At 73.9% G+C, this 19,190-nt stretch carries 20 protein-coding genes; 12 read left to right on the forward strand and 8 right to left on the reverse strand.

The genetic code is table 11. The annotated features are described in order from the left end of the window. Position 1: 1 nt before the first annotated feature. Positions 2–1,078 (reverse strand): RNA ligase (ATP), encoded by a 1,077-nt coding sequence (locus OHA65_RS05365; protein WP_327281941.1) that lies wholly within the window; start codon positions 1,076–1,078, stop codon positions 2–4. A gap of 149 nt (positions 1,079–1,227) precedes the next feature. Here OHA65_RS05365 and OHA65_RS05370 point away from each other — a divergent pair, with 149 nt between their 5' ends. Next, positions 1,228–1,971 carry an SDR family oxidoreductase gene (locus OHA65_RS05370; RefSeq protein WP_327281942.1) on the forward strand — a complete coding sequence of 248 codons (744 nt, stop codon included), beginning with the start codon at positions 1,228–1,230 and terminating at the stop codon, positions 1,969–1,971. Positions 1,972–2,006: 35 nt separating this feature from the next. Here the strand turns inward: OHA65_RS05370 and OHA65_RS05375 are convergent, their stop codons facing one another. Then, positions 2,007–2,816: a peptidoglycan-binding domain-containing protein gene (locus OHA65_RS05375; RefSeq protein ID WP_327281943.1), complete on the reverse strand. Its 810-nt coding sequence runs from the start codon at positions 2,814–2,816 to the stop codon at positions 2,007–2,009. 290 nt (positions 2,817–3,106) lie between these two features. Next, positions 3,107–4,339 (reverse strand): MFS transporter, encoded by a 1,233-nt coding sequence (locus OHA65_RS05380; protein WP_405761368.1) that lies wholly within the window; start codon positions 4,337–4,339, stop codon positions 3,107–3,109. A gap of 295 nt (positions 4,340–4,634) precedes the next feature. Between OHA65_RS05380 and OHA65_RS05385 the strand changes: the two genes are divergently transcribed. Further along, the gene (locus OHA65_RS05385; RefSeq protein WP_405761370.1) at positions 4,635–4,982 is read left to right on the forward strand and encodes a hypothetical protein; all 348 of its coding nucleotides are present in this window, start codon (positions 4,635–4,637) and stop codon (positions 4,980–4,982) included. 226 nt (positions 4,983–5,208) lie between these two features. After that, positions 5,209–6,048 carry a MerR family transcriptional regulator gene (locus OHA65_RS05390; protein ID WP_327281946.1) on the forward strand — a complete coding sequence of 280 codons (840 nt, stop codon included), beginning with the start codon at positions 5,209–5,211 and terminating at the stop codon, positions 6,046–6,048. A gap of 10 nt (positions 6,049–6,058) precedes the next feature. Here OHA65_RS05390 and OHA65_RS05395 read toward each other — a convergent pair whose 3' ends face one another. After that, a complete protein-coding gene (locus OHA65_RS05395) occupies positions 6,059–6,625 on the reverse strand; it encodes a DinB family protein (protein WP_327281947.1) in 567 nt (188 codons plus the stop codon). 39 nt (positions 6,626–6,664) lie between these two features. Further along, a complete protein-coding gene (locus OHA65_RS05400) occupies positions 6,665–6,973 on the reverse strand; it encodes a hypothetical protein (RefSeq protein WP_328761775.1) in 309 nt (102 codons plus the stop codon). 62 nt (positions 6,974–7,035) lie between these two features. On the opposite strand from OHA65_RS05400, the gene OHA65_RS05405 reads away from it, so the two are divergent. From OHA65_RS05405 to OHA65_RS05415, 3 genes are all read left to right on the forward strand, one after another. After that, positions 7,036–7,527 carry a hypothetical protein gene (locus tag OHA65_RS05405; RefSeq protein WP_327281949.1) on the forward strand — a complete coding sequence of 164 codons (492 nt, stop codon included), beginning with the start codon at positions 7,036–7,038 and terminating at the stop codon, positions 7,525–7,527. A 77-nt stretch (positions 7,528–7,604) separates the two neighbouring features. Next, positions 7,605–8,111, forward strand: coding sequence for a GNAT family N-acetyltransferase (locus OHA65_RS05410; RefSeq protein ID WP_405763372.1), 507 nt, complete (start codon positions 7,605–7,607; stop codon positions 8,109–8,111). A 131-nt stretch (positions 8,112–8,242) separates the two neighbouring features. Further along, positions 8,243–9,631, forward strand: a complete 1,389-nt coding sequence (locus OHA65_RS05415) for an AMP-binding protein (RefSeq protein ID WP_328761776.1) — start codon at positions 8,243–8,245, stop codon at positions 9,629–9,631. A 15-nt stretch (positions 9,632–9,646) separates the two neighbouring features. Here the strand turns inward: OHA65_RS05415 and OHA65_RS05420 are convergent, their stop codons facing one another. Continuing rightward, complete coding sequence (locus tag OHA65_RS05420) at positions 9,647–10,627, reverse strand: transcriptional regulator (RefSeq protein WP_327281951.1); 981 nt, start codon at positions 10,625–10,627, stop codon at positions 9,647–9,649. Between the two features lie 104 nt (positions 10,628–10,731). Between OHA65_RS05420 and OHA65_RS05425 the strand changes: the two genes are divergently transcribed. After that, entirely contained in the window at positions 10,732–11,172 is a 441-nt protein-coding gene (locus tag OHA65_RS05425; RefSeq protein ID WP_327281952.1) for a DUF3224 domain-containing protein, read from the forward strand. An 81-nt stretch (positions 11,173–11,253) separates the two neighbouring features. Here the strand turns inward: OHA65_RS05425 and OHA65_RS05430 are convergent, their stop codons facing one another. Beyond that, complete coding sequence (locus OHA65_RS05430; RefSeq protein WP_405761375.1) at positions 11,254–13,986, reverse strand: DNRLRE domain-containing protein; 2,733 nt, start codon at positions 13,984–13,986, stop codon at positions 11,254–11,256. 167 nt (positions 13,987–14,153) lie between these two features. Here OHA65_RS05430 and OHA65_RS05435 point away from each other — a divergent pair, with 167 nt between their 5' ends. Then, positions 14,154–14,831 carry an HAD family hydrolase gene (locus tag OHA65_RS05435; protein WP_328761782.1) on the forward strand — a complete coding sequence of 226 codons (678 nt, stop codon included), beginning with the start codon at positions 14,154–14,156 and terminating at the stop codon, positions 14,829–14,831. 42 nt (positions 14,832–14,873) lie between these two features. Next, a complete protein-coding gene (locus tag OHA65_RS05440; protein WP_328761784.1) occupies positions 14,874–15,299 on the forward strand; it encodes a hypothetical protein in 426 nt (141 codons plus the stop codon). Between the two features lie 79 nt (positions 15,300–15,378). Here OHA65_RS05440 and OHA65_RS05445 read toward each other — a convergent pair whose 3' ends face one another. After that, on the reverse strand, positions 15,379–17,289 hold the full coding sequence (locus OHA65_RS05445) for a cellulase family glycosylhydrolase (RefSeq protein ID WP_327281957.1): 1,911 nt from the start codon (positions 17,287–17,289) through the stop codon (positions 15,379–15,381). 222 nt (positions 17,290–17,511) lie between these two features. On the opposite strand from OHA65_RS05445, the gene OHA65_RS05450 reads away from it, so the two are divergent. The 3 genes from OHA65_RS05450 (at position 17,512) to OHA65_RS05460 (ending at position 19,112) form a co-directional block, all read left to right on the forward strand. Next, the gene (locus OHA65_RS05450) at positions 17,512–17,814 is read left to right on the forward strand and encodes a hypothetical protein (protein ID WP_327281958.1); all 303 of its coding nucleotides are present in this window, start codon (positions 17,512–17,514) and stop codon (positions 17,812–17,814) included. 157 nt (positions 17,815–17,971) lie between these two features. Further along, a complete protein-coding gene (locus OHA65_RS05455) occupies positions 17,972–18,433 on the forward strand; it encodes a cyclic nucleotide-binding domain-containing protein (RefSeq protein ID WP_371645955.1) in 462 nt (153 codons plus the stop codon). Positions 18,434–18,668: 235 nt separating this feature from the next. Further along, positions 18,669–19,112, forward strand: coding sequence for a subtilase-type protease inhibitor (locus OHA65_RS05460; protein ID WP_327281960.1), 444 nt, complete (start codon positions 18,669–18,671; stop codon positions 19,110–19,112). Positions 19,113–19,190 lie beyond the last annotated feature (78 nt).

Raw genomic sequence — 19,190 nt, forward strand, 5'->3', positions numbered from 1 at the left:
GTCACTCGTACTCCGTGCCCCCCTTGCGGGTCAGGTACGCCGGACTGACCGCCTTGGCGATGGCGCGGCCGCCGACGACCGGACTGTGGCGCTCCGCGGCCGGGCGGATCACGACGCCCTCGCGCAGGTGCACGGCCCGGCCGGACACCGTCTCCCGGCCACTGGCCAGCTCCAGCACCGTGTCGAGCGCGTACGGGCCCTCGAACAGCCGTGGTACGAGCGGCAGCTCGCCGTCCGGGAACAGCTCCTGCGGATCCAGCCACCGCACCTGCCCGTCGATCTCGGCGGACACGTCGAAGACGGCGTATCCCGGACCCTTGGCGGCCGTACGCGCATCGGTTCCGTACCCGAGGTCCTGGACTCCCGCGCCGTACACCTCGCCGAACACGCCGATCCGGGTGGCGCCCAGCCGGGCGGCGGCCTTCGCGGCCGCCTCCGGTACGCCGTGACCCCGTACGGCCCGCCAGTACAGGTTGCGCTCCTCCTCCTTCAGCGCCAGCCCCCTGGACCCGAAGCCCTTGGAGGACACCAGCACGCGCTCGCCGTCCGCGACGTACGTCAGCAGGCAGGCCGTGCCGTGCAGTTTCTCGGTGAGGACGACCGGCTCACCCGGCTCGAAGAGGTCCGGGTAGCGCTGGAGGTTCTCGATGTCCACCCACGGCAGCAGGTCGGGCGCGGCCTCCACCTCCCCGTTCATCGTCGTCGGAACGGGCGGCGCCCATTTGGTGATCCCGAGCCGCTCGGCGAAGTCCGTGCCCTCCTCGGCCGCCCGCGCCAGGTCCACGCCGGCCAGCTCGCTCGGCCGGCACACCAGCCCCTGCGACAGCTCACCGCGCAGCCGGACGGCCTTGACCCGGTCGGCGGCGCCGCCCGCGAGGCGCCCGGTCAGGCCGAGCTCCTCGATCAAGCCCGCGGGCAGCACGGCCTGTTCGGGTATGTAGACGGCGAACTCGCCGGTGCGGTACGCGCCCTTGGCGACCACGGCGCGGTAGAGACCCACCTGAGCCAGCTCCAGCGCGTCGGCGTTCGGGTGCTCGTGGACGGTCAGCTCTTCGGCGGTGACCCGCAAGGTCGACATGGCGCAACTCCTGGGACGTGACGTTGCCGTGCGTGACGGCGTCGTGTTCAACGGCGTCCACTCTGCGGCCCGGCATTTGTGCTGGTCCAGCCGAAATCGCGGTGTTAGCCTGACCCGCCCTCGCCTTCCCGCCGTCCCTGGAGGTCCCCGTGTCCCGTCGTCCGGTCACCGTCGTCACCGGAGGCAGCCGGGGCATCGGCGCCGCGACCTGTGTGCGACTGGCCGCGGAAGGCCATGACCTCGTGCTCGGCTACCTCCGGGACGATGCGGCGGCCGGGGCCGTCGCGGAGCGGGTACGGGCGGCCGGCGCGCGCTGCGTGACCGTGCGGGGCGACACTTCCGAGGAGTGCGGGGTGGAGCGGCTCTTCGACATCGCGGGGGCCGAGTTCGGCGCGGTGACCGGGCTGGTGAACAACGCCGGGGTGACCGGACCGCTCGGCCGGCTCGCCGACGCCTCGACCGAGGACCTGCGGCGCGTGGTCGAGGTCAACCTGCTCGGGTACCTGCTGTCCTGCCGCCGCGCCGCCCGGGACATGGCACAGGCCGGCGGCGGGGCCATCGTGAACGTTTCCTCGACGGCCGCCGGCCTCGGCAGCCCCGGCGAGTACGTTCACTACGCGGCGACCAAGGCCGCCACCGACGCCCTGACCGTGGGACTGTCCAAGGAGCTCGGCCCGGACGGCATCCGGGTCAACGGGGTGGCGCCCGGCATCATCGAGACCGACATGCACGCGGCGATGGGTGACCCCGACCGGCCGGCCCGCGCGGCTGCCGGGATTCCGCTCGGGCGGCCCGGGCAGCCCGAGGAGGTCGCCGGGGCCATCGCCTGGCTGCTGTCCCCGGACGCCTCGTACACGACGGGTGCCGTCCTGCGGGTCTCCGGCGGCCGCTGACGCCGCGGTCTCCGGGGCCGCGCCCCGACCGGGCGTCAGCTGCCGAACGCCGCCTGCGTGGCCGGGCCGTACACCCCCGGCTGGTCGCCCTTGATGTCGCGGTCGCGCTGGAGCTGCGCGACCCCCCGCTTGGTCTGGCTGTCGTACACGCCGGTGACCGAGACGTACGTGAACCCCTGCCCCTGGAGCCTCTGCTGGAGGGCGCTCACCTCCGGCCCGCGGTCTCCCATCCGCAGCGTCCCGGAAGGCGCCGACGGCGGCCCGGCCGACGCGCTGGGCGGGGGCGTCGGCTTGGGACTCGCGGCAGGGGACGTCCCGGCCGAGGACGCCGGTGCGGCCGCCGGGAGCGCGGAGGCCCGTACGGACCGTTCGGGCGAGGGCTCGTCGCCGTCGGACCCGGCACCGGGGCGCGCCGGAAGCACCGGAACAGACAGATCCGGCCGGACCACGGCCCGGTCGGGCCGCGGGTCGGGGCCGCTCAGCAGCCACACCAGCGAACCGGCCGCCCCGAGCGCGAGCAGGGCGAGGACCGCCAGCGGGAGCCGGCCGCCGCGGTCCCGCCGGGCGGCGCGGGCACCGTTCGCGGCGGCCCCGCCGGCGGCGACGGCGAAACTCGTGACACCTGCTCCGCCTGCGCCGCCCCCGGCGTCCAACGGCTCCGCGCCGGGAGCGCGCCCGGGGTCGGCGTGCCGGCCCCCGGGCGCGCCGAAGGGGTCGGAGACGGGTCCGGCGTCCGGCCAAGCAGGTGCCGTCGACCGGATCGGCGGCCCGGAGGGGGCGACGTAGGGGCGTACGAGCAGGCGGTCGTCGGGGACGCCGGCGCTCTCATCGGAGTGGTGGGACACGGTTGTCTCCCTGCGGGGATGGGGACCGGCGCGGCGGTGCGGTGCCGGCCCCCACCCGGCCGGTCAGGCCCTCCGCTGCCGCGCGACCGGGACCGCGCCCGTCACGGCGCCCGGTACGAGGGCACCTGCGGTGGTCATGGGGCCAAGCGAAGAGCGGACCGATATGAACATATGAGATGTCTCCGAAGTGCAGCTCATGAGGTGGTTCTTGAGTGCTTGATCGGGCGCACTCTTGCCTCCCGGGATGGCCCGGGTCAAGCCGGGTGTCCGAACTGCCCGATCCATCCGGTCTACTGGTCGGCCGCGGTAGCCCTCGGCATCCGGACCGTGACGGTGAGGGTGACCGTGACCGCCGCCAGGAGCATCAGCGCGGCCCCCATGAGCGGGGCCGCCGGGGCCCCGATCCCGTCGACCGCGAACCCGCCCGCCAATGCACCCGCCGCGATGGCCAGGTTGAACATGGCCACCATCAGCGAGGTGGCGGCTTCGGCGGCGATCGGCGCCGCCTTGATCATCCAGCCCTGGACGCTCACGGACACACCCCCGTACGCGAGCCCCCAGGCGAGCAGCAGCGCGGTCCCGGCGACCGCGCCCGGCAGGGTCGCGATCAGCCCGAGGACCACGGTCAGGGCGGTGCTGATCACGAGGACCGCCCGGTAGGCATCGCGCGCGCCGGCCAGGAAGTTCCCCACGACGCCGGCCACCCCGTAACCGAGGAGCAGGGTACTCACGTACGCCGCGTCGATGCCGGACACGTCCTGCAGGACGGGCCGTACGAACGTGTAGGCCGCGAACTGACCGGTGACCACCAGGAAGGTGACGACCACCCCGGCCCGGACCCCCCGGTTCCCGCTCAGCAGGGCGGGGAGTGCACGGAAGGTGACCTCCCGGGTCGGCGGCAGCGGGGGCAGCAGCAGGATCAGCGCGGCCAGCGCGAGGAGGCCGAGGACCCCGACCGCACCGAAGGCGACCCGCCACCCGGCGAGTTCGCCGAGCAGCGTGCCGGCGGGAACGCCGAGCACCGAGGCGGTGGGGACGCCGCCGAAGACGAGCGCGGTGGCCCGGCCCACGTCCCGCTGCGGAACGAGCCGTACGGCGAGCCCGCCCGCCAGCGCCCAGAAGCCGCCGACGCCGACCCCGACGAGCAGGCGCGCGGCCAGCAGCACGGCGAAGCCCGGGGCGAGGGCGGCGGCCAGGTTGGCGGCCGCCGTCAGGGCGATCAGCGCGCACAGGACGAGGCGCCGGTCGAGCCGGCCGGCGCCGACGGTGACGAGCGGGGCGCAGAGGCCGGCGACGAGCCCGGGCACGGTCACCATCAGCCCGGCGGTGCCGTCGGAGACCCTGAAGGCGTCCCCGACGGGGGTGAGCAGGCCGACGGGCAGCAGTTCGGAAGTGATCAGGCAGAAGATCGCGAGCGCGACGGCCAGGACGGCCGCCCAGCCCTTCCAGGGCGCGCGCTGCGGGGTGGTCGGGGATGCGTCGGGAAGCGCCGCGGGGTCGCCGGGCGCGTCGGCTGCGGTCATGGATCGGTACTCCGTACGGTCCGTCGGGATGCGAAGGCGGGGCAGCGCGGGGTACCGGGAGGTCGCGCCACCCCCGGCGTTCGCACTGTCGTTCCCGTCCTCCGGCAGACTACGGAAAATCCCGGTCCCGGCAATCGTTTCGGCAGCCGGGGGCCCGAGGAGGCCCCGAGGACCAGCGAAGACCCCCGGCCCGAGCCCGGCTGCGGGCCGGGTTCCGGCCCGGACCCGGGGCCGCGTCACCCGGACGCGTGAGCGCGGGGACCCGGCCGGCCGTCCGGTACGGCATGGTGGTCGGATGCAGTTACGCCGGGCCCTGCCCCTGTCCCTCCTCGCGCTGCTCGCGAGCAGCGGCTGCGTCTCCACGGGCCCGGAAGGCGCCCCGGCCCCGTCGCGCGGCAGCTCGGTGCCCGCGAACGCCCAGGACGCGCAGGACACGCAGGACACGCAGCAGCACACCGGGGGCCCGGGGAGCATGCCGGACCCGGGGGACACGCACGTTGCCCCGGGTGCGCGGGGCGCATCCGGGGCGCCCGGTGCGCCGCCCTCGGCCGCCGCCCCCGGCCAGCCGCCCGCTCCCCGGCCCCGAACACCCCGGCGCGGCTCCCCGCCGGCTCCGTCCGGCCGCCCGCCGCGCGCAGCATGAAACCGCCGGTGGCGCCCCACCGGGCGCGCCCGGCCAATCCCGTGCCGCCGCGCACGGCCCGGCAGCCGGCCCCGCCGGCCCGGCCCGACGAGCCGTGCCCGGCGGCCGAGGGTTCCGTACCGCCGTCCATCGTGGACCTGTGCATCCGGCAGTATGGGCGCTGACCAGCGGATACCGCTCAGGACTTGACCCTCCCACCGTGTCAGGGCCTGCACTGGAAGGCGTCATGTACACCATCGGAGACTTCGCCAAGCACGGCCGGGTATCGGTCCGCATGCTGCGCCACTACGACGCCATCGGACTGCTGCGCCCGGCACGTGTCGACCCGACCAGCAGCTACCGCTACTACGAGGCCGAACAGCTCGCCCGCCTCAACCGTGTCATCGCGCTCAAAGAGCTCGGCTTCAGCCTGGACCAGGTGGGGTCGATCCTCGACGAACGGCTGGACGCGGACGAGTTGCGCGGCATGCTGCGGCTGCGCCGGGCGGAGCTGGAGTCGGCCATGGCCGCCGCGGCGGCCCGGCTGAACCAGGTCGAGGCGAGGCTGCGGACCATCGAGAGCGAGGGATCCATGTCCACCGTCGACATCGTCGTGAAAAGCCTTCCGCCCGTCCGGCTCGTCGAACTGACCGGGGTCGCGGGGAGCTATGAGCCGCAGGACATCGGGCCGGTCATCGGCCCGCTCTACGACGAGCTCTGCCGCCGGATCGAGGCCGCCGGGGTGGTTGCGACCGGCCCGGGGATCGCGTACTACGAGGACGCGCCGGGGGCCGAGGCCGGAGCCGTTCTCGTCCACGCCGGGCTGCCGGTGGGGGCCTCGGTGCGCGCCGAGGACCTCGGGGGCACGGTCCGGGTGGTGGAGCTGCCCGGGGTCGAACGGGCCGCGACCGTGGTGCACCGGGGTTCGATGGACGGCGTCCTGCCGACCGCCCAGGCGCTGGCGCGGTGGATCGACGCGAACGGCCACCGCTCGGCGGGGTACGCGCGCGAGCTGACCCTGGCCTGCCCGCAGGACCGTGACCAGTGGGTCACGGAACTGCAGGAACCTCTCGCGCCCGCCGGCTAGACCTCGGCCGTCACTGGCCCACCCTTCCGTCGACGCACTCGCGCAGCAGGTCGGCGTGTCCGCAGTGGCGGGCGTACTCGTCGATCCGGTGCACCATCAGCTCCCGGATCGCGATCCGCTCCTTGCCCGCCCGTTCACCCAGGTCCGCGTGGCCGGCCAGGGCGGCGTCGGTCGCCGCCTGCTCGCGTTCCAGATCGGCGTACGCGGAGTCGACCACGGCCTGGTCGGCGACGGCTCCGGCGAAGTCGGCGTCCTTCTCGCCGTACAGCTTCGGCAGCGGGTCGCCGTCGGTGATCCAGTTGCGCCAGTCGCGTTCCACCTCGGCGATGTGGCGGAGCAGGCCGAGCAGCGACATCGTCGACGGCGGCACCGACCGCCGGGCCAGCTGCTCCGGGTCGAGGCCCTCGCACTTCATCCGCAAGGTGATGCGGTAGTTCGTCAGGAAGTCCAGCAGGGTGGCGAGCTCGCCGTCCGGGCTGTCCTCGTTGTTGCGGGGGTCGTCGGCCGGGTCGGCCCACATGTCGGGGTACACGGTTGCCTGGGTCCATCGCGCGGGTTGATCGCTCATGCGTTGCATGGTGTGCCGCGATCGCCCCGGTCCGCCACCGAGTTCTCGTCAGGACGCGGGGCGGCGGCGGGCGCGGACCGAGGCACAGCGGCGGGCCGTGTGCAGACGCGCGGTGCGCAGCCGTCGCACCGTGTCGTGGCCGCGCCGCCGCCACTCGGCCCGGGGCAGGCCCGCCCGCTGGCCGCCGCCGGTGATGAGGGCGTTGACGGGGGTGTGCGGGTCGGTGGCCATGCCCTTGGCCACCAGGACCCCGACCACGAGCGGAACCAGGGCCACGGCCAGGGCGGAGCCGGCGGTGGTCACGTGCTGCATGCGGCGCGGGCGGTGCGCGGTGCGGGCGGTGGCCTCGGAGGTCATGCCCCTCATTCGATCAGCGGCGCGCCAGCGGGGAATCGGGACGGATACTCAGGTCGTTGGGTGTGAGGTACTCAGACCGAGGGTGGGTGGTGGCGGTGACGGCTCCGGGGCAGGGCTTCGAGCCCGCGACCGGGGACGGACCACAGCGGCCCGCCACGGCGGCGCGGGCGGCCGAGGTCCGGACGGCGTACGAGGGGCTGTTGCAGATCCGCCGCCTGGTGAACGGCCGGGCGGGCACGGCGGTTCCCGCCCCGTGGGAGCTGCGGCAGATGCCGCGCGCGGTGGCCCTCGTACTGGAGGCGGCGGGCCTCACCCCGTCGGCGCTCGACCCGGAGGGCCGGCGTACGCGGACGGGGTACCGGGTGACGCCCGGCCCGTCGGAGGAGGGACGGGTCGAGGTGACCTGGGTCGGCCCGCCGGGCGGCGGCGCGGCCGAGGCGGAGCACGAACGCCTCAAGGCCTGCGCGTCCGCACTGGAACCCCTGGGCTGGGGCTGCCTCCTCTACCGGGGGCCGCGCCACCGCCGCTTCCTGGAGGTGGAACCTCCCGACTGAGCCGCGGCACCGCGCCGACCGACCACGCAGGGCGCTACCCGAAACCCGCCCCGAACAGGCACACTCAGCCGATGAGCATGCGTACCGTCCGTGCCGGGGAGATCGCCACCGGCCGGCTTGAGCTGTTGCCGTTGCGGGCCGAGTACGCCGTGGAGATGGCCCGGGTGCTGGGCGATCCCGTGCTGCACGAGTTCATCGGTGGTGCCCCGCTCGGGGCCGATGCGTTGCTGGAGCGGTACGCACGGCTGGCGGCCGGGGCTCCCGACCCGGAGGTCGTGTGGTGCAACTGGGTACTGCGGCTGCGCGGGGAGGGGCGGCTGGTGGGGACCGTGCAGGCCACCGTCACCCCCGCTTCGGACACGGCCGAGCTGGCCTGGGTGGTCGGGACGCCGTGGCAGGGCCGGGGGTTCGCCACCGAGGCGGCTCGGGCCGTCACGGCGTGGCTGGCGGAGCTGCCCGTGGGCCGGCTGCTCGCGCACGTGCACCCGGAACACCACGCCTCGGCGGCGGTCGCCGCGGCCTGCGGTTTCGCTCCCACCCCGCACCGCGAGGACGGCGAGGTCCGCTGGGAGTACCGCCCCTGACGGTCCGTGGCGCTCATTGGACTTTCCGCTGAGGGAGTCCAACGGCCATGGTTCGGACAGCACATTGCGTGCGGGGCACCGAAAGATTTGGATCTACCAAGGTCAGGACGGTGACACTGGGGGGGTAACACATGGGATCCATGCTCGACGGCTGTACGCCCTGGCCCGAGGCGTTCGTCGACCGCTACTGGGCCGCCGGCCACTGGCGCGGCAACACGCTGGACAACCTGCTGCGCGACCGGGCCCTCGCGTACGGGCCGCGGACCGCGCTCGTCCACGGTGCCACCCGCCTCACGTACGCGGCGCTGAACCGGCGTGTGGACCGCATGGCCGCCGGGTTCCGGCTGCTCGCCCTGCGGCCCGGGCAGCGGGTCGTCGTCCAGCTGCCGAACGTGCCCGAGTTCGTCACCGTCGTGTTCGCACTGATGCGCGTCGGCGTGGTCCCCGTACTCTGCCCGCTCTCGCACCGCGCGGCGCAGGTGTCCCACCTCGTACGGGTCACCGAGGCCCGTGGCTACGTCGGTCCTTCCACCCACCAGGGCTTCGACCACACGGCGATGGCCGCCGGCATCGCGGCCGGCGGGCCCTTCCTGCGGCGGGTGTTCACCCTGGAGGCGCCGGGTGCCCCGTCCCCGTACGGCGGCTTCACGACGGACCCGGCGGGCTGCCACTACTTCCCGCTGGGCTCCATCGACGCCCCGCCCGCGCCGGCGCTCGCGCAGAGCGCCGACCAGGTCGCGTTCTTCCTGCTGTCCGAAGGTGGCGCGGCAGCGCCACGGCTGGTTCCGCGCACCCACAACGACTACGCCTACCAGGCCCGGGCCGCCGCCGAGCTGGTGTCGCTGACCGAGGACGACGTGTACCTCGCCGCGCTGCCCGCAGCGTCCGGCTTCGCCTTCGGCTGCCCCGGCATCATCGGCACCCTCTCCGTCGGCGCCACCGTCGTCCTGGCCGACGGACCGGGGCCCGCCGAGTGCCTCCCGGTCATCGAACGGGAGCGGATCACCGTCACTTCGGTGGAGCCCGCCACCGCCCGGCTCTGGCTCGACGCACTTCCCACGGTCGGCGCCGACGTGAGCAGTCTGCGGCTCCTCCAGGTCGGCGGCGCTCCCCTGCCGCGGGCGACCGCCGGACGGGTCGGCCCCGAACTGGGCTGTCGTCTGCAGCAGGTCTTCGGCCGGGCCGAGGGGCCGGTCACGCTCACGCGCCCGGCCGATCCGGACGAGACGGTGCTCGGCACGCAGGGCCGCCCGCTCTCGCCCGACGACGAGATCCGCATCGTCGACGCCCGCGGCGAGGACGTGCCCGAGGGCGAGCCCGGCGAACTCCTCGCCCGCGGCCCCTACACCGTGCGCGGTTACTACCGGGCGCCCGAGGAGAACGCCCGTTCGTTCACCACCGGCGGCTGGTTGCGCACCGGCGACCTCGCGCGGCGCACCCCGGACGGCGACCTGGTGGTGACCGGTCGTGTCGACGAAGTCCCGCGGCGTGCCGGGCACGGTGATCCGTCCGGAACGTGACGGGCGACGGTCGCTTCAGCCGTACCGCTCGGCCAGTGCGGCGACGGTGTCGGCGAGGGCCTGGCGGAGCTCGGGCGGGCCGATCACCTCGGCCTCGGTCCCGAGCCGGAGCAGGTCGCCGACCGCCACGGCCGGCGATTCGACATCGAGGTCGACGCGGATCCAGCCGTCCGGGTCCGCGGGGCCGGCCGGTACGGCTCCGGCGAGGGCGCGTGCGCCGGCCGCGCCGAACTGCATCGGTAGCAGCCGGCGGCCGCGCGGGGACAGCAGGAGCCGGGCCGTCTGCTGCCGGCACGCCTCCTCCATCCGGCGGGCGGACTGCGCCCAGTACGCGGCCAGTTCGAAGCCGTCGGGGCGTTCGAAGCCCTCCTCGGCGGTGTCCACCGCGAGGAACCGCGAGACCCGGTAGCTGCGTACGCGCTCGTCGGTGGCCCGGGCCGCCAGGTACCAGATGCCGCCCTTGAGGACGAGGCCGAGGGGGTGAAGGGGGCGCCCGGCCCGCTCCTCGCCGTTCCAGCGGCGGTAGTGGGTGAGCAGTACGCGCTGGTCCCAGACCGCCTGGGCGATCCGTGCGAGGTGCGGGACGGGGTCGGCGTCGCGGAACCAGGCCGGGGCGTCCAGGTGGAAGCGGTCCTGGAGGCGGCGGGCCCGTTCGGCGAGGGCGGCGGGCAGCGCGGCCTGGAGCTTGAGCTGGGCGGCGGCCAGATCGGCTCCGAGGCCCAGCTCCTGCGCGGGGCCCGGCGCACCGGCGAGGAAGAGCGAGCCCGCCTGGGCGTCGGTGAGGCCGGTGAGCCGGGTGCGGTAGCCGTCCATGAGCCGGTAGCCGCCGGCGGGGCCGCGGTCGGCGTGGACGGGGACGCCGGAGGCGCCGAGGGCTTCGATGTCGCGGTAGACGGTGCGGATCGACACCTCCAGTTCGGCGGCCAGTTCGGGTGCGGTCATCCGGCCGCGGTTCTGCAGCAGGAGGAGCAGGGAGAGGAGCCGGTCAGCGCGCATGGGGACATTGTCCGGGATACCTGACAGAGGGTGTCAGGTATCCCGGACAGGCTGTTCTCGCGCCGCGGGACCGAGCCCGCCGGCCGTGACACAGGAGGTCCGCCATGTCCGCCCGCACCACCAGCCCCTCTCTTCCCGGCAGCTCCGCCCGTACCACCGGCCGTTTCACGTTCGCCGACTGGCAGGAACAGTCGGTCGGTCCGGCCGACTCCCTGCCTCGCCTCGCCCGCTCGACGGTCGTCAACTCCTTCGCGGGCGGGATCGAGGCCCGGGCGACCAACGCCGGGTACACCTTCACGTACACCGGGGAGGGCGTCGGGTCCTACACCGGTATGGAGCTGCTGTCGGGCGCCGTCGACGGCCGCGAGGGGACGTTCGTCCTGGAGCAGCGGGGCACGTTCGACGCCTCGGGCACCCGGTGCGCGTTCGAGGTGGTCCCCGGTTCGGCGACGGGCGAGCTGGCCGGCCTGTCGGGCTCCGGCGCGTTCACGTACCGCAAGGGCGACACGTCCGTCGCGTACGAGTTCACGTACACGATCGCCTAGGCGGCGGGGCCGTTCCACGAAAGGGGGCGCGGACCTCAACGGCCCGCACCCCCTTTCGCGTTCGCCCGCCGGCCCCGGCGCTTACGGCGCGCCGAAGGTCAGCGTGAGCTGCGGCGTTCCTTCGTTCGCCGGGGCTTCGGAGGACCACAGCCACAGCGCGTCCGTACCCGGGCTGGTCAGCGCCAGGCCGTAGCTCGTGCTGAGCGCGCCCGCGAGGGCGGCCGTGTTCAGCCCGGTGGTGTGCACCGCCGAGCCGTCCGGGACGCCGGCGAAGCTGCCGAGTGCCACAGTGCTGGTGGCGGGGCGGCTGTTGTACGTGGTCCCGGCCTCGGTCCAGGTGCCGGTGACGGGGACCACCGAGACGGTGTCCGCCGTACCGGCTCCGCTCATCGTGCTGGTCTTCACGCTGAGGGCCGCGGACTTCAGTACGGTGCCCGCGGGTGCGGCGGGCAGGTTGAAGCGCAGGTAGCTTGTGTACAGCGAGGTGCCGCGTACGGCGAGCGAGGACGAGGTGCCGTAATTGCCCTCCGGGGCACCCGCATTGGCGTACGTGTCCTCGGCGGCCGGTACCTGCACGACCGAGTCGGCGGGGGCCGAGGCCAGGGCGTAGTGGTTCTGCACCTGCGCCGTGCTCAGGACGGTCGGGTAGACGGCGGTCTCGTCGAGCTGGCCCGCCCAGAACTCGCTGGTCGGGCGGTCGGGCCAGCCGCCGAGGCTGTCGCCGCCGGCATGCCAGTAGCCGGCGTAGTTCTCGTGCGTGGTGACGGCGAGGGTCCCCTTCTGGGCGCCGTCCACGTAGAGGACCATGCCGCCCGGTCCCTGGGTGGCGACGACGTGGTGCCACTGGTCGTCGTTGTACGCGGTGCCGGTGGTGATGGTGCGGGTGGCGCCGGTGTAGACGCCGTAGACGAGCCGCCCGTCATTGGTCATGTAGATGTGCTTGTCGTACTGATTGCTGCCACGGACCTGGTTGCTGCCGAAGCCGAAGAGCTTGCCGCCCCGGGTGGTGTTCGTCTTGAACCAGGTCTCGATGGTGTAGCTGCTGCCGATGCTCTGGCGCAGATCGCCGTAGACCCGGGTGTCCGTGCCGTTGAAGCCGATCGCCGTGCTCGCGCCCGTGACCGCGCCGGGAGTCTGGCGCAGGGCCGGGGCGTTCAGGTGCACGCCGTTCTGGTTCCCGCCGCCGGAGGAGTCGGCGACGTTCGGCAGGGCCGACTCGTCGTAGCGCCAGAACAGCTGGGCACCGTCCGTGCGGACCTGGTTCGGGTACGCGTCGACCGAGGTCGGGACCGTCACGCTCGCGGTCGCCGACAGGGCGCTGGTGTTGCCGGCCCCGTCGGTGGCCGTCACCCGGTACGTGTACGACTGGCCGGCGGTGACGGTGGTGTCGGTCCAGGAGGCCTGCGGGCGCTTGAAGAACAGCGAGTCGGCCGTGACGGTGGCGATCGGGGTCGCCGCGCCGTTGCGGTAGACCCGGTACGTCAGGGCGCTGTCGTCCAGGTCGAGGCTGGTGCGCCAGCGCACCTGCACCTCGCCCGGCTTGAAGCTCGCCGCGCTCGCGACGGGGACGGTGGGCGCACCCGTGTCACCGGTGGACGCGAACCGCGTCAGGCTCTGCTGCGCGGAGCCGTTGACGGTGGTGAACTCGCCGCCGACCCACAGGTACTGGACGCCGCCCTTGGAACCCACCGTCATCACCCGCGGGCCGATGCCCTCGCCGATGCCGTCGTTGGTGTCGGGGGCCCAACCCAGCTTGCCGACGCTGGTGGTCGGCTGCGCGAGCAGGTGGTGGCGCTGCCCGTCCGGGTACTCGCCCACACTGGAGCAGTCGTGTGCGTGCGAGGCGCTGTACAGCACGTTCTGGTACGGGAGCACGGCCTGCGTGGCACCGAGGCAGGTGTCGCGCCAGCGCTGGTTGAAGTCGCTCAGGTTGAGCGCGATCCGACCGTCGAAGACGCCGCCGCCGGTGCCTTCGTTGCCGGTGTAGAACCCCGTCGCGTCGGTCGCGATGTCCTTGACGACGGAGTTGGTCTCGATGAAGCCGGGGTAGCTCTTGGTGAGCGCGCCACTGGTGGAGTCGACGACGGCCAACGCGTGCGTGTTCGTGCCGTTGAGGGTGAAGAAGTCCCCGCCGAGAACGACGTTGGCCCCGTCGGGGGTGACCTCGACGGCGCGGCCCGGCTCGTCGGCGTCGGCCCGGAAGGGCCGCAGCGCGCCGTTCGCCGCGTCGACGGCGGCGAACCGTTCGCGCTGCTGACCGGCGACGGTGAGGAAGTCGCCCCCCGCGTAGACGGTGTCGTTCGTGACGGCCAGGGCGCGCACCGTGGCCGCGAAGGCCGGGCGGAAGGAGGTCTTGACCGTGCAGGTCGCCACGTCGATGGCGGCGAGGCTGGAGACCGCGGTGCCGTTGACGGCGCCGAAGTAGCCGCCCGCGTACAGGGTCTTCTTGTCCGGGGAGAGGGTGAGGGCGCGGACGGTGGCGGTGCCTCCGCCGACCGTGAAGGAGAGGTTGCAGGACGTCGGGGCGCCGGTCGCGGCGTCGAGCGCGGCGAAGTTCACCGCCTCCTGCTCCGTGCCGCCGGCGCCGTCGGGCGGCCGTACGGCGGAGAAGGTGCCACCGACGAACACCGTCCCGCCCGCCTCGGCGAGGGCCCAGACGACGCCGTTGGGCTGCCAGGACGGCAGCGCGTCGGCGGTGAAGACCACGGGCGCGGTGATGGCCGCCGCCTGCGGGACGAGGCCGAGGCCCATCGCCGCGCCGGTTCCGGCCAGGGACAGGGCGAGAGCGGCCGCCGGCCCTCGGGTTCTACGCATGAGCCCCCCAGTTCGGTGTCACTGTGCGTGGGTGGCCGAAAACAGACGTACAGCCGTTCGCGACCGTGCCTACGGGCGCACCCTAAGCCCGATTGCGGACCCACTCACCCCACTTGGCGCATCGGATGCCAAATTCTGCGGAGCCGGGGGCGCATATCCTTCCCGCCATGATCACTTCCACTGAACCGATCGAACTCGTCATATTCGACTGTGACGGGGTGCTCGTCGACACCGAGCGGATCGCGGCCCGGGTGAACGTCGCCCTGGGTTCGCAGCTCGGTTGGCCACTCACCGAGGAAGAGGCGATCCGCCTGTTCATCGGCCGTTCCAGCGCCTCGAACCGGGAGCTGGTCGCCGGCCGGCTCGGCGCGGAGGCGGCCCGGGAGTGGGAGGAGCGCTTCGTACGGATGCACGCGGAGGCGGTGGACGCCGGGGTCACCGCGGTCGACGGCCTGCCCGAGGCACTCGACGCGATCACCCTGCCGACCTGCGTCGCCTCCAGCGGAACCCACGAGAAGATGCGGCACACCCTGGGCCGCACCGGCCTGTACGAGCGGTTCGCGGGCCGCATCCACAGCGCCACCGAGGTCGAGCGCGGCAAGCCCGCACCGGACCTCTTCCTGTACGCCGCGTCCCGCATGGGCGTGGCCCCTTCGGCCTGCGTGGTGGTCGAGGACAGCCGCCCGGGCGTCGAGGCGGCCCGCGCTGCGGGCATGCGCTCCTTCGGCTACGCGGGCGGCCTGACGCCGGCCGCACGACTCGCCGGGCCGGGCACGGTCCTCTTCACCGACATGCGCGAACTCCCGGGACTGCTCGGCGAGGCCGTTGTCAGTGGCGGTCGCTAACGTCGTGGAGGACTGATCGAAGCACCGATCCACGGGGGAGACATGACGTACGCACGAGCGGCGGCGATGACGGCCGCGGCCTTGGCCACGGCAGTGGCGCTGGTCGGGGGCGGGGGTACCGCGCAGGCGGCCGACGGCGGGGAGCTGATGCCGTACCCGGGACCGGACGCGGTGGTGTGGATCTCCGAGCACACCGGGTCGGGCGGCCTGGTGAGCAGCGGCCTCAACGCACATCTGGGCACCGAGATCACGGTCGCCTGCGAGGGCGGCGGGAGCGTCGAGGTGGGCTTCACCTCCGACGCCACCGCGGGGTCCGCGCCCGTCACGTTCACGCTGGACTGCCCGGCCGGTGCGGCGGCACACAGGACCGTGCAGCTCGGGGAGGGGCTGTCCGGGTCGTTCGGCGTCCAGGTGGCCGCGTCGGACCCGGGCATACGGTGGGGCCTCGCCGTGCTCCAGCCCGAGTAGCCGCTTCGGCGGAGCGCCCGCCCCCGGGGATACCCGGCCGCAGGGCCGGGCGCTCCAGGGGCGGGCGCCCACCTGCGGGTCAGGCAGCCGGCAGGGGGCGGCACAGCAGCGCCGCCGGGCCCGGGCGGGAGGCCACCCGGGTGGTGAAGGCGATGCCCGCCGCGTACTCGGTGGGCAGGCACTGGCCCTTGTAGTCGCCGTACGCGAACTCGCCGCCGGGGGCGCCGGACGGCCGGTTGTCGCCGCGGTCGAACCAGAGCGTTCGGCCGCCCCCGGGCAGGGCCGTCCGGGCCGGCGCGCACAGGGCCGCCGAAACCCGCTCGCCCCGCAGGCTGTATCCGATCAGGAACTGGCCCGCCGGGCACTGGAACTTCGTGTAGCCGGTGGCCCAGTCGCCGCCCGCCGGGACGTACGCCTCGTCGCGGACCACGGTGTGCCCGCCCGTCGGGGCCCGCAGGTCGGAGGTGGTGCACAGGCCGCGCCCGCCGGTGTGGCCGAGTCCGGCCAGGCGTGCGCCGTCGGGGCAGACCGCCTTGCGGGCCCCACTGTCCCAGTCCCCGCCGGCCCGTGTGCGCAACGAGGCGTTGTGGTCGCGGTGGTCGGTGGTCAGCTGGTACCAGGAGGTGGTGGCGGGGACCTGGCCGGTGCGCCCGGCGGTGGCGGAGAGCGCCGTCCACGGTTGCGTACGCCAGTCGGCCCCGTCGAGCACGCCGGAGCGCCGGCCGGCCGCGTCGTAGCGCAGCAGTGCCCAGGTGTCGCCGCCCGGGGCTCCCTGCGCTGTGGTGCTCCAGCCGACGAGCGGCCAGTACGCGAAGTCCGCGTCGACGGCGCTCAGATAGCCGGTCAGGTTCTGGAACCAGGTGCGCGGCGCGGCGCCGCTCTCGTCGGCGCCGATGCCGAACTCGCTGACCCAGACCGGTGCGGTGAAGTGGGCGCCGCTCTCAGCGGAGACGTAGAAGGCCTGGTCGTAGAGGGTCTGTTCGAGCTCGGACCGGCTCATGTCCTGGTAGCGGAGGTCATGGGTCTCGCCCAGGCCGGTCGCGCCACTGTGCCGGGGGCCGGTGTACCCGTAGAAGTGGGCCGAATACACGAGCTTGTTGGAGACGACGAGGGTGTGGGACAGGGTGCGGACGGGGGCGAGGGTGGGGCGGCCGTGCGGGAAGCCGTCCACGGGGATCCCGGTCCAGTTGATGCCTTCCACCACGATCAGCAGGTTCGGGTTGGCCTCGGCGAGGATCCGGTCGCCGGCCTCCTGGGCGGCCGCCTGCCAGTCGTGGCCGTCGCCCAGGCCCCAGTTGGGGTCGTCGAAGGTGTCGCGGCGGACCTCGTTGTAGAGGTCGGCCCCGACCACGCGCGGGTTGTCGCGGTAGCGGCGGGCCAGGAACACCCAGTCGTCGGCCCACTGGGCGGTGGACCGACCGCTGTTCCAGCGCTCGTTGCCGTCGAGTCCGCAGCACCAGCGGGTGGTGACGGTGTGGTTGTTGAGGATGACGGCGAAGCCGGCGTCCGTGAGCGCGGCGACGACGGCGTCGTAGACCTGGAGCGGCGTACGGCCGCGCAGTGCCGGATTGGCTGCGACGGCCGCGTCGGGGACGGGGGCGGTGGTGCGGAGCATCTCGTTCGAGAAGGGCAGCCGGATGCTGTTGAGGCCGAGGGCCCGGAAGTCGGCCAGCAGGGTGGGCAGTGGCGCCCGGTCCAGGCCGATCGGGATGCCGGAGGAGTTCTGGCCCGCGTGGTGGGTGGCGGGGTCGTTGCGGTCGCCGCTGCCGTTCCAGGAACCCTGGGCGCCGTCCCAGTTCCCGGACCGGAGGCGGAAGCGGTTGCCCTGCGCGTCGACGATGTAGCGGCCGCGCGTGGACAGCGGCGGGGTCCACTCCTCGGCCGCGGAAGCGGTCTGCGCAGCCGCGGCGGGCGCCTGCGCGGCCACCGCCGGCAGCGCTCCCACCAGCAGTACGAGTGCGCCGAACAGCGCGCGGACGAGGCTCTTCATATTGCTCCTGCCGAGGTCGGGCCGTCCGGGGCGGTCGGGCAACGGACGGATGCCGCGGACAAGTTACCGGCCGGTCGCCGGCTAGGGAACCCACCGATCCGCCGACTTTCCGGCCGGTGCCCGGGCCCTCGCGCGCGGTCACCCTGACGAAACCGCCCCGCGCGGGGCCGACAGCGCCTACCGTGCCCTGAGGGTCCGGGAACGCACGGGAGGGTGGGGCGGATGGACGACGAAGAGGACATGCGGCTGGCGAGGATGACTCCGGAGATCTCCCGCCGCACCCTCACCATGCTCCGCGGTCTCGCCGGGCTGGAACCGCCGGAGCAGGTGCCCGAGGACGCGATGATCGTCGCCGACGCGATCCTGGCCGAGCACGGCACCGACGGGCTGCGCGTCCTGGTGATGACCCTGGCGGCCTGGGCCACGGCACAGATCGAGAACGTCGCCGAGCTGAGCCGGCGCAGCCACGAGGCGGTCCTCGACGCGATGGAGCTGGCCTGTCTGGAGGCGAACGCCGAGGACTGACCCCGTCCGCGGACTTCGGGGAGTCGCCACCGGGGCCCGGGGCCGCCGTGTGCGCGGCCGCCCGCGGGGTACTCGAACCACCGGGTGCCGCGGCGTGCCCGGATCCGTCCGGGTCGGCGACACTGGGGGTAACGGGGGGCCCTGATCGGAGGCCGTCGTGAGCACACCTTCCCCCATCCGCATCTCCGCCGTCCTGTCCGCCGAACACCGCGGACGGCTCATGTCCCAGGCCCGCGAGGTCAACTTCCCCGAGGGCGCGAGGATCTTCGAGGAAGGCGCGCGCGCCCGGAGCTTCTGGATCGTGCGCTCCGGCACGGTGACGCTCCAGGTCCCGCTGCCCGGCCGCCGGCCCGCCCCCGTCGAGAACCTCGGCCCCGGTGAACTGGTCGGCTGGTCCTGGCTCTTCCCGCCGTACACCTGGCAGCTGAGCGCCGAGGCGATGACCCCGGTGCGCTCGTACGAGTTCGACGCGACCGCCGTACGCATGCTGATGGACGCCGACCCCGCCTTCGGCTCCGCCATCGGGAACTGGGTCGGGCGGGTGCTCGCCCTGCGCCTCCAGCAGACCCGCACCCGGCTGATCGACCTCTACGCCCCCCGCATCGCGGCGGCCCGTTAGGCGGCCGGAACGACCCCGGGGCGGGCCCGCACCCGCCCCGGGGAATGTTTCAGCGCGTGTGTTCGGCCGATTCGCCGATCCGCTCCCCCACAGGTCAGCCCCCCTGCCACCGCTGCGGTCTGCATACATTCGCTCACGATCGGTGACGAGAAATGACGGTACGAACGGGCGTTCACGGTCCGTGTCGGCAAGACTCCTGTCCGCTATCCGAAACAACCACTCAAGGGAGTTCGAAATGCGGTCCATCGCAAAGGGTCTCGGCCTCGGTTCCGCCGCCATGGCGCTCACCGCCCTCACGGCCCTGGCCTGGCCCGGAGCTGCCGACGCCGCACCGTCCGGTGCGGAGAGCCTGTACGCGCCGTCCGCCCTCGTGCTGAGCATCACGGCCGGGGAGGACGCAGCGCACGGCACGGTGCTGCGCGCGGTGACGCTCGTGTGCGCGCCGACCCCGGGCGGGACGCACCCGTCCCCGGCCGCCGCGTGTGCCGAACTGCGGGCCCACTCGGCACAGTTGGACGCGGTCGCCGCACCCGGCGCGGGCGTCGACTGTACCCGGGAGTGGAACCCGATGACGGTGTCCGCGGACGGCGTGTGGAAGGGCCGGCGGCTGAGCTATTCGTACACCTTCGGCAACCCCTGCGGCTTGCGGCACACCAGCGGCGCGCTGTTCGGCTTCTGACCCGGCACGACGCGACCGGCCGGGCGGCGTCGTGCGACCGCCGCCCGGCTTCCCGCCGCACGTTCCGCGCTCCGGCAG

It is taken from the genome of Streptomyces sp. NBC_00045 (genome assembly GCF_045041095.1).
In the GTDB taxonomy this organism is placed as follows: Bacteria; Actinomycetota; Actinomycetes; order Streptomycetales; family Streptomycetaceae; genus Streptomyces.

Bases quoted from the DNA above. Each gene is read 5' to 3' on its own strand.
- OHA65_RS05365 (WP_327281941.1), bottom strand. From the start codon at position 1,078: ATGTCGACCTTGCGGGTCACCGCCGAAGAGCTGACCGTCCACGAGCAC.
- OHA65_RS05380 (WP_405761368.1), bottom strand. From the start codon at position 4,339: ATGACCGCAGCCGACGCGCCCGGCGACCCCGCGGCGCTTCCCGACGCA.
- OHA65_RS05385 (WP_405761370.1), top strand. From the start codon at position 4,635: ATGCAGTTACGCCGGGCCCTGCCCCTGTCCCTCCTCGCGCTGCTCGCG.
- OHA65_RS05390 (WP_327281946.1), top strand. From the start codon at position 5,209: ATGTACACCATCGGAGACTTCGCCAAGCACGGCCGGGTATCGGTCCGC.
- OHA65_RS05395 (WP_327281947.1), bottom strand. From the start codon at position 6,625: ATGCAACGCATGAGCGATCAACCCGCGCGATGGACCCAGGCAACCGTG.
- OHA65_RS05400 (WP_328761775.1), bottom strand. From the start codon at position 6,973: ATGACCTCCGAGGCCACCGCCCGCACCGCGCACCGCCCGCGCCGCATG.
- OHA65_RS05410 (WP_405763372.1), top strand. From the start codon at position 7,605: ATGCGTACCGTCCGTGCCGGGGAGATCGCCACCGGCCGGCTTGAGCTG.
- OHA65_RS05415 (WP_328761776.1), top strand. From the start codon at position 8,243: ATGGGATCCATGCTCGACGGCTGTACGCCCTGGCCCGAGGCGTTCGTC.
- OHA65_RS05420 (WP_327281951.1), bottom strand. From the start codon at position 10,627: ATGCGCGCTGACCGGCTCCTCTCCCTGCTCCTCCTGCTGCAGAACCGC.
- OHA65_RS05425 (WP_327281952.1), top strand. From the start codon at position 10,732: ATGTCCGCCCGCACCACCAGCCCCTCTCTTCCCGGCAGCTCCGCCCGT.
- OHA65_RS05430 (WP_405761375.1), bottom strand. From the start codon at position 13,986: ATGCGTAGAACCCGAGGGCCGGCGGCCGCTCTCGCCCTGTCCCTGGCC.
- OHA65_RS05435 (WP_328761782.1), top strand. From the start codon at position 14,154: ATGATCACTTCCACTGAACCGATCGAACTCGTCATATTCGACTGTGAC.
- OHA65_RS05440 (WP_328761784.1), top strand. From the start codon at position 14,874: ATGACGTACGCACGAGCGGCGGCGATGACGGCCGCGGCCTTGGCCACG.
- OHA65_RS05445 (WP_327281957.1), bottom strand. From the start codon at position 17,289: ATGAAGAGCCTCGTCCGCGCGCTGTTCGGCGCACTCGTACTGCTGGTG.
- OHA65_RS05450 (WP_327281958.1), top strand. From the start codon at position 17,512: ATGGACGACGAAGAGGACATGCGGCTGGCGAGGATGACTCCGGAGATC.
- OHA65_RS05460 (WP_327281960.1), top strand. From the start codon at position 18,669: ATGCGGTCCATCGCAAAGGGTCTCGGCCTCGGTTCCGCCGCCATGGCG.